This is a genomic window from Mariniphaga anaerophila (assembly GCF_900129025.1).
GTDB lineage: Bacteria > Bacteroidota > Bacteroidia > Bacteroidales > Prolixibacteraceae > Mariniphaga > Mariniphaga anaerophila.
This window is the reverse complement of sequence record NZ_FQUM01000008.1, coordinates 165,341-171,931: the sequence shown is the minus strand read 5'-3', so window position 1 is coordinate 171,931 and position 6,591 is coordinate 165,341. Positions and strand designations below refer to the sequence as shown.

Here is a 6,591-nt window from a genome sequence, read left to right as displayed (position 1 = left end):
TGCTTGTCTTTTTTCTTTTCCTTTCTTGTCTTTGTCTTTTTGCAATAGGTTTTTATTTGTTAATCGGTTCCTTTTTCAAATGCGCTGGTAACGGTGGCGGTATGAAACGTTGCGCATTTTGAAACACAAACTTATCAGCCTGCTAAGCCGTTGATTAATTGTTATTTCGTTCAAATATAGCACTATCCGCGCAATGTTTTATGACCGCGTGTTGTGCGTTCGTTTATTTTTTAATATCAATCCTAATGTTCAAATCCCAAAACTTATCAAAATCTATATATAAGTCACCTTCTTTCAAATCTATCGTCAATTTCTCATCGTATTTTTTCTTTTCATGGTCCGCCTCGCATCCATAAAATTCAACTTTATCATTTTTATTACATAAACCAGTAATCAAGGTATAAAGCTTTTGAGTATCCTCTGAGTAGTCTTTACTTTCTTTAACTGTAAAATCAATCTCATCAATTGTACTTTCATATTCAAAGAATTGCCTAATCTTATCGGTTAGTTCTTTTTTTGCATTGATTAGTTGTTTTGCTTCATTAATAATTTCACTCGGAATTTCTTGAATCCCAAATTTGCATCCACAACCTTCTCTAGTTCCAATATAATAGATGTTATTAGTTGAAAAAGTGTCTTTGTCAAAATCCGATTTATCAACTTTCACAACACAAAATTCAGGATTGTTCCTGTCAAATTCTATTTCTTTCAATTCTGAATCTGTCCCTATGTAGCAATTAACACACATATTTTCTTAAAAATCAAGTTATTGTTTATCCCACCAATTTACGATTTCCTCTGTCAATTTAAGAATATCCTTATCAATAGGGTCTAAACCGTAATAACTTATTAATTCACTTTTTAACACGTTAAATAACTTCTCATTATCTGAACCCTTTGTCAAATGAATTAGAATTTTATGATTCAAAGCATCGAACTCGTCAGATGGTGCCCCTGGTATGAAATCCCAACAATTTATCAGTTTTCTTAAATCCTTTTCCCAATAATAAAATTGACTCTTCATATCTTATGCTCAACTTGGTTTAGATGCACGATGTTAAATGACGCACAACGGATTGGTGCAAGTGCCTCTCGCCAACCGCCTAAATTAATTAGAGGCACATAACCAGCTAACGAGATGGAACTGCCGTAAAAGCTAAGAGGCGAGTGGCATTTGCACAGTGTTAGCGCAAGTATTTTGTCTTTTAGTCAATTTGCTTGTTTTAAGTTTTAACAGTATGACTTGCTCATGTGAACACAAACAGTTGTTAAGTAGTCTTTCTGACAGCGTTGATGGATTAAACGATGTTTTATATGAACTACGCAAATGCGGGTACGAGATTTCAGTAAACACAACTATTGTTGATGTCAATGATGCTCGTGCAGTTAGACACCCCATTATCAAAATCAGTGCAAATTTTTTATCAGACAAGGTTGATATGTAGTTTTTTTGCCAGTTGGTGTATTAAGGTTGGAGTATTGAAAAAGTCTTTTACTCCTACCACACATCCGCAATTTGAGCAACGAACAAACATTAGTCTGTAATTTGAGTTTTTGACAGGTGTTTCTGCGATTTCAAATGATGAAGAATCGCATTTTGGACAAATAGATTGAAGTGCCATGATTTTTTGTTTTTAGAGTGAATTAATAATTTATAAAATTTAAAAGTTAATGTTGTCTTGGTTTAAAAAAACTATTGAATGTGATTTTGATAAAAGATTTTCTCATTTTTTAAAAGCAGGCTGGTTTACCAAACAGGAATACAATCGCATTAAGAATCTTTTTTATCAGCTTCCAAAAGAGCGTCAAAATAGCTTGCTGTCTTGGGGAGATAGCGATTAACTATTTCTTTTCTTAATTCTTTTTTTGTTCCTGATATTACAGTTGTTGCAAACAGCATTAATTCAGCAAATTCTTCATTTACTTGTTTTTCTACTGTATCTTCAAATTTTTTAATATGTGGCTTTAAAATGTCATTTATAAATTCTTCGTCAACCTCGAATTTTAACATCATTTTCTTTATTTGCATTTCTGCAATTTTCTTTTCGATTGAAGCGGCTTCTTTAAATTTTTTTAAATCGAATATCGGCAGCAGTCCACTGAGCATTTCGTTATGAGATTTAAGTGCTTTTATTTGATTTTGTTGTATTACAGTTACGATTAAATATACGATAGTAAACAGAACGATTAGTATTAATTGTAATTCTTCCATGACAAATAGTTTATTGGTTTTTTATGAATATTTTGTTTTTACAAATGTTCCTGCTGATAAGTCATGTAATCCCTGCTTGTTTTTGGTAAAAGCAATCATAATGAAACCAATACCAAGTATTAAACCTGAAATGATTTTTGCAAAGAAACGTCCAGATGCCTTTCCAAAGGAAATTTTATTGCCGTTTATATCTACGACCTTTAATTTTAAAATACTTTTTCCAATTGTGGCTTGATAGTATGGATTGCTTTCTAAAATTGCGAAGTATAACCAATTTATAATTATATAATATGGGTGTGAGAAGAAATAAATAGGATACCACACCTCTGATTCGACTGCATATTCGACATTGAAAATTGTAATTATAACAACGTTTAAAATTGATATTATTACAAAATCTATCATAAAGGCAATAAGTCTTAATAAAAATCCTGCATGTACTTTCGGTTTGTTCAAGTTGAAGTACATATTTAAAAAGATGTCGTTGAGTTTCATTTTACTGCTTTTTTATAGGTTTTTTTTTGTGTTGTAATTTTGTGGTATGAAAAAAATAAAGACACGTTTATACAATGTTTTGTTTGCGATTAAATGGATGACTTATGGTTGTGTTACTTATTTATTACTTGAAGCATTATTAAAATATCTTTCCAGTTAGCAAGAACAAAACCGATTATACCACCTATTATGGCGTAAATCAATTTGTTTTTTAATAATTTGTTTTGTAGCCTTATATTTTCAATTTGTAAATTTTTAATTTCATTTTCTTCGTCAAACGACACAAATCTGTCTCCGCGAGGTGTTATTTCATAAACATCTTCACTTCGTTTGCTGATATAGTTGCCTTTTTCAAGATAATTTAGATGCGATTTTAGCTTGTCGCTATATTGTCCTTCTCCTATTTGTTTACCAATATCCTTCCTGTTTGCAGTTCTGCGTGCTTTTAAAAATGTTATTATTTGTTCCATTTGCTGTTTATCCATTTCCTTGTGTTTTTTCATCAATATTTGCGCTAACTAGTTTGTATGTATAAAAAAGGTATACTATATTTTATATTTGCGGTGGTATTGTCAACCTTTTGTACTTTATATTCATAACCAAAAAATGAACAATTGATTGACTTTTTTAATGTGCTTTCAGAGATTTTACGAATCATAGGAAACGGTTTTTGTATGTTCCCTGTAAAAGTAAGTATATTGTAAATAATAACCAACGAGCCAGCAGATAATTAGAGCACTAACCGCCTATAAAAACCGTCCATCTCCCCTATTTGCCATTCCAGACCAAAATGCGCATTTCTTCTGAAAGCTGAAAAACACTTCACAAAGAGCAAAAATAGAAGCATTTTTAAAGTCCGATGATGGCATCCGTTAAACTGTCATTGACATCAAGCTCCAATTTCTTTCGTAACCGGTAACGATGATTTTCCACTCCGCGCACAGAAATGCCCAACATGGGAGCAATCTCTTTCGATGACAAATTCATTCTCAGAAAAGCACAAAGTTGCATGTCACTGGGCGTAAGAAGCGGGTATTTATTTTTCAGCTTTTCAAAAAACTGTTCGTGTGCCCTTTCAAAATTAGTCTCGAATATTTTCCAGTCATCGTGGCTCGAAATGTTATCGTCAATTTTCTTCGACAGATAATTATAGTATTTATCGGGATACCGGGATCCCAGCTCCGCCTTTTGCTTCTGAATGATTGTTTTCAGGTCTAACAAAAACTCATTTTTTTTGATAATCGACATGGTTGAACTGGCCAGTTCTTTACTTTTAAAACGTATCTCTGCCTGTAGTTTTTCGTTTCTAAGCCGAATCAGCTCTTTCTCCTTTTTCTCCTGCTGCAGTTGTATTTTTCGCCGGGTCTGCCTAACACCCCAGTTTCTGAATATCAGCAACGAAGAAATGAGCACCAAAAAATAAAACAATTTTGCTCCAAACGATGCATAAAAAGGGGGCAAAACTTCAAAAGAAAATTTGTAAATCTGACTCTCATTTCCCCACGAATCAACAGCTTTCACCTTCAACACATAGTCGCCTTTGGGCAATCGCACGAAAGAAAACACCGGCCGACTCGTTTCTTCAGACCACTCATCGTCAATTCCTTCCAAAACATATTGATAATAAACCGGAAGCTCATTAATCAGCGGGAAAGAAAAATTAAAAGAAATATTATTGAAATTATGGCTTAACTTGGTTCCTTCTGACGCACCCAGAGGCAACAACTTTACTTTCCCTTTTTTATTGCGAACCTCAATCCTGCGTAACCCGGGCGTTTGCCTCTGAATTAAATCAGGAGAAGCTCCTTTTTGCGTGGCATCAAGATATGCAATGCCGTTTTGTAACGACAGGATAGCATTGTTGCTACTGAGCGGCAAAATGTTTTCGTAATTTTCAATAGGCACCGGATCGTGAAACAAAGACATCGGATACTCTTTTATCAATTCGATATTATCGTTTAAAATAGAAAACAGGCCGATGTACTCTTTGCCGATAAACCAGTAGTGATGATTTGGAGCGCTAACAATTCTGTGTGATTTGGAATATTTCCCAACGCCCTCATTTAATGTATTGTAAGGAATAATACTGTCATTCAGGTCGTCATACGTAAAAAATTTCTCACCCGTAGTAAAAACAATTCTGTTCTCTACCTTAAAAACATGAACGAAATAGTCTTTTCCGAAAATCTCTTTCCCGTAATAAATTGCCTCGCGCACGCTATCTCTCTTACTGTCAACTGCAATTTTATAAATTCCACGGTGCATGTGGCTTGCCCACAAATTTCCACGATGATCAAATTCAATATAGCGTATCAAATCGATGAAGCCACCAATTCGATTTCTGAAAACAATTCCATTTGTAGTTTTCTCAAAAACGATTAAACTATTATAAGTTGATTGGAGAATCAAATTTGGGTTTGCCGGATCCTCAATAAAATTGAAGCCGCCGGATTCGGTAGATATTTGCCTGACAGAACCGTCTTTTAGAGAGAATGTCCCCAGGTTATGACCAATAAGCAACTGGTCGTCAAAAACTTTCAAATCCCATATCTGTTCACTCAATTTCGGAACCATATTCAATTCATGCTCTCCGGGCTTTTCAGATTTTACAAAAAGCCCCTGGTTGGTTCCCAGGTACAGCTTATTCTTATAAATTGCCGTACTGTAAATAGCGCCTAATCCCGGAAGTTTCTCTATTTCAAAACTTCTGTCCTGGTTTCCCGAAACAAATCCAATCCCGTCATCCAACGCCAGCCAGATATTATTCAGCCTGTCGGGTTCAATTCCCAGCACCGTATTATTAGGCAGTCCGCTGGAAGTATTTATTTTGGAAATCATATTTCCATCCGTGTCGAACACCACAATTCCGTCAACCAAAGTACCCACAATCACATGATTATCACTGGTAAGGTACCCCCGGTTCAACTCGTTCTCCACAAAGTAATCGTTCCACGCCTTATTCCACGGGGTTAGTCTTTTCCCATCCCACAACAAAATCCCGTGCGAGATGGTACCAATCAGAATTTGATCTTCATAAAACGGAATAATAAACCTGACGTATTCATTTTCAAGCAGTTTATCCTGAATAACCGGAACAGCATTCAGCCCCGAAATTTCAAAAATACCTCTGCCGCTTACCGCAACAAGAACTTTATTATGAACATTATTCATAACCGATATTTGCCCGTGCAGGTCGACCTGAAAAACGGAATCGCCCTGATAGGCCAAAATTTGAGAAAACGACTGAAAGTAAACATTATCGTCGGTTCGCGCGATGTTCCAGAATTCAATATTTTTCGAAAAATACTTACTTGCCTTCGGAGTTAACGAAAAATAATCCAGCTCGCCGGTACTATTCTTTTTCCAGTAACCGAGCTCCATATATCCGCCAGTATAAATCAACGAATCTGAAGCAGCATTAACTGCCCTTAAAATGGTTTCCACAGGAAGCCGGTTCAGTTTCCAGCTTGTTCCGTCGAACATTAACAGGCCGGTATGGTTGGCAAAAAAAACGAACCCGTTTTCGGCAGCACTTACGCTCCAGTTTTGCCGAGATCCCTTAAAAGTAAGCTGATCAAATGCAATAACTCCTTTTTCGTGTTCGCTGGCGCCTGCACAAAAAATTAACATTGCATTAAAAAAAAGTAACAAAAAAGTAATTCGTTTATTCATTGCTGTATCTGATCGTTCCAAAAAATCACCCGAAAAATAGGAAAAATCCCAAACTTATCTCTCCTTTCCGTTGTTTTATTCCTTGAAATCGAGTTGCCATTTTTCATTTTTCACACATTAAAACATCAACATAAAATCCATATAATCAATCAGATATTTTATCATCGCAAAAATTGGTGTAGTAATTATGAGGTAGACTTTACGGCTCACGG

Annotated in this window: 6 protein-coding genes; 1 reads left to right on the top strand and 5 read right to left on the bottom strand. The window is 35.2% G+C overall.

Translation table 11 applies throughout. The annotated features are described in order from the left end of the window. Nucleotides 1-223: 223 nt before the first annotated feature. Nucleotides 224-712, bottom strand: a complete 489-nt coding sequence (locus BUB08_RS16260; RefSeq protein WP_139249760.1) for a hypothetical protein — start codon at nt 710-712, stop codon at nt 224-226. A 526-nt stretch (nt 713-1,238) separates the two neighbouring features. Here BUB08_RS16260 and BUB08_RS20525 point away from each other — a divergent pair. Further along, nucleotides 1,239-1,445 carry a hypothetical protein gene (locus BUB08_RS20525; protein WP_139249759.1) on the top strand — a complete coding sequence of 69 codons (207 nt, stop codon included), beginning with the start codon at nt 1,239-1,241 and terminating at the stop codon, nt 1,443-1,445. A 326-nt stretch (nt 1,446-1,771) separates the two neighbouring features. Here BUB08_RS20525 and BUB08_RS16245 read toward each other — a convergent pair whose 3' ends face one another. The 4 genes from BUB08_RS16245 to BUB08_RS16230 all read right to left on the bottom strand — a co-directional run bounded on the left by BUB08_RS16245 (nt 1,772) and on the right by BUB08_RS16230 (nt 6,337). Next, entirely contained in the window at nt 1,772-2,212 is a 441-nt protein-coding gene (locus tag BUB08_RS16245) for a hypothetical protein (protein ID WP_073002960.1), read from the bottom strand. A gap of 21 nt (nt 2,213-2,233) precedes the next feature. Further along, nucleotides 2,234-2,707 carry an RDD family protein gene (locus BUB08_RS16240; RefSeq protein ID WP_083570815.1) on the bottom strand — a complete coding sequence of 158 codons (474 nt, stop codon included), beginning with the start codon at nt 2,705-2,707 and terminating at the stop codon, nt 2,234-2,236. Nucleotides 2,708-2,820: 113 nt separating this feature from the next. Then, complete coding sequence (locus tag BUB08_RS16235) at nt 2,821-3,192, bottom strand: hypothetical protein (RefSeq protein ID WP_139249758.1); 372 nt, start codon at nt 3,190-3,192, stop codon at nt 2,821-2,823. 364 nt (nt 3,193-3,556) lie between these two features. Further along, complete coding sequence (locus BUB08_RS16230; RefSeq protein ID WP_175550027.1) at nt 3,557-6,337, bottom strand: helix-turn-helix and ligand-binding sensor domain-containing protein; 2,781 nt, start codon at nt 6,335-6,337, stop codon at nt 3,557-3,559. Nucleotides 6,338-6,591 lie beyond the last annotated feature (254 nt).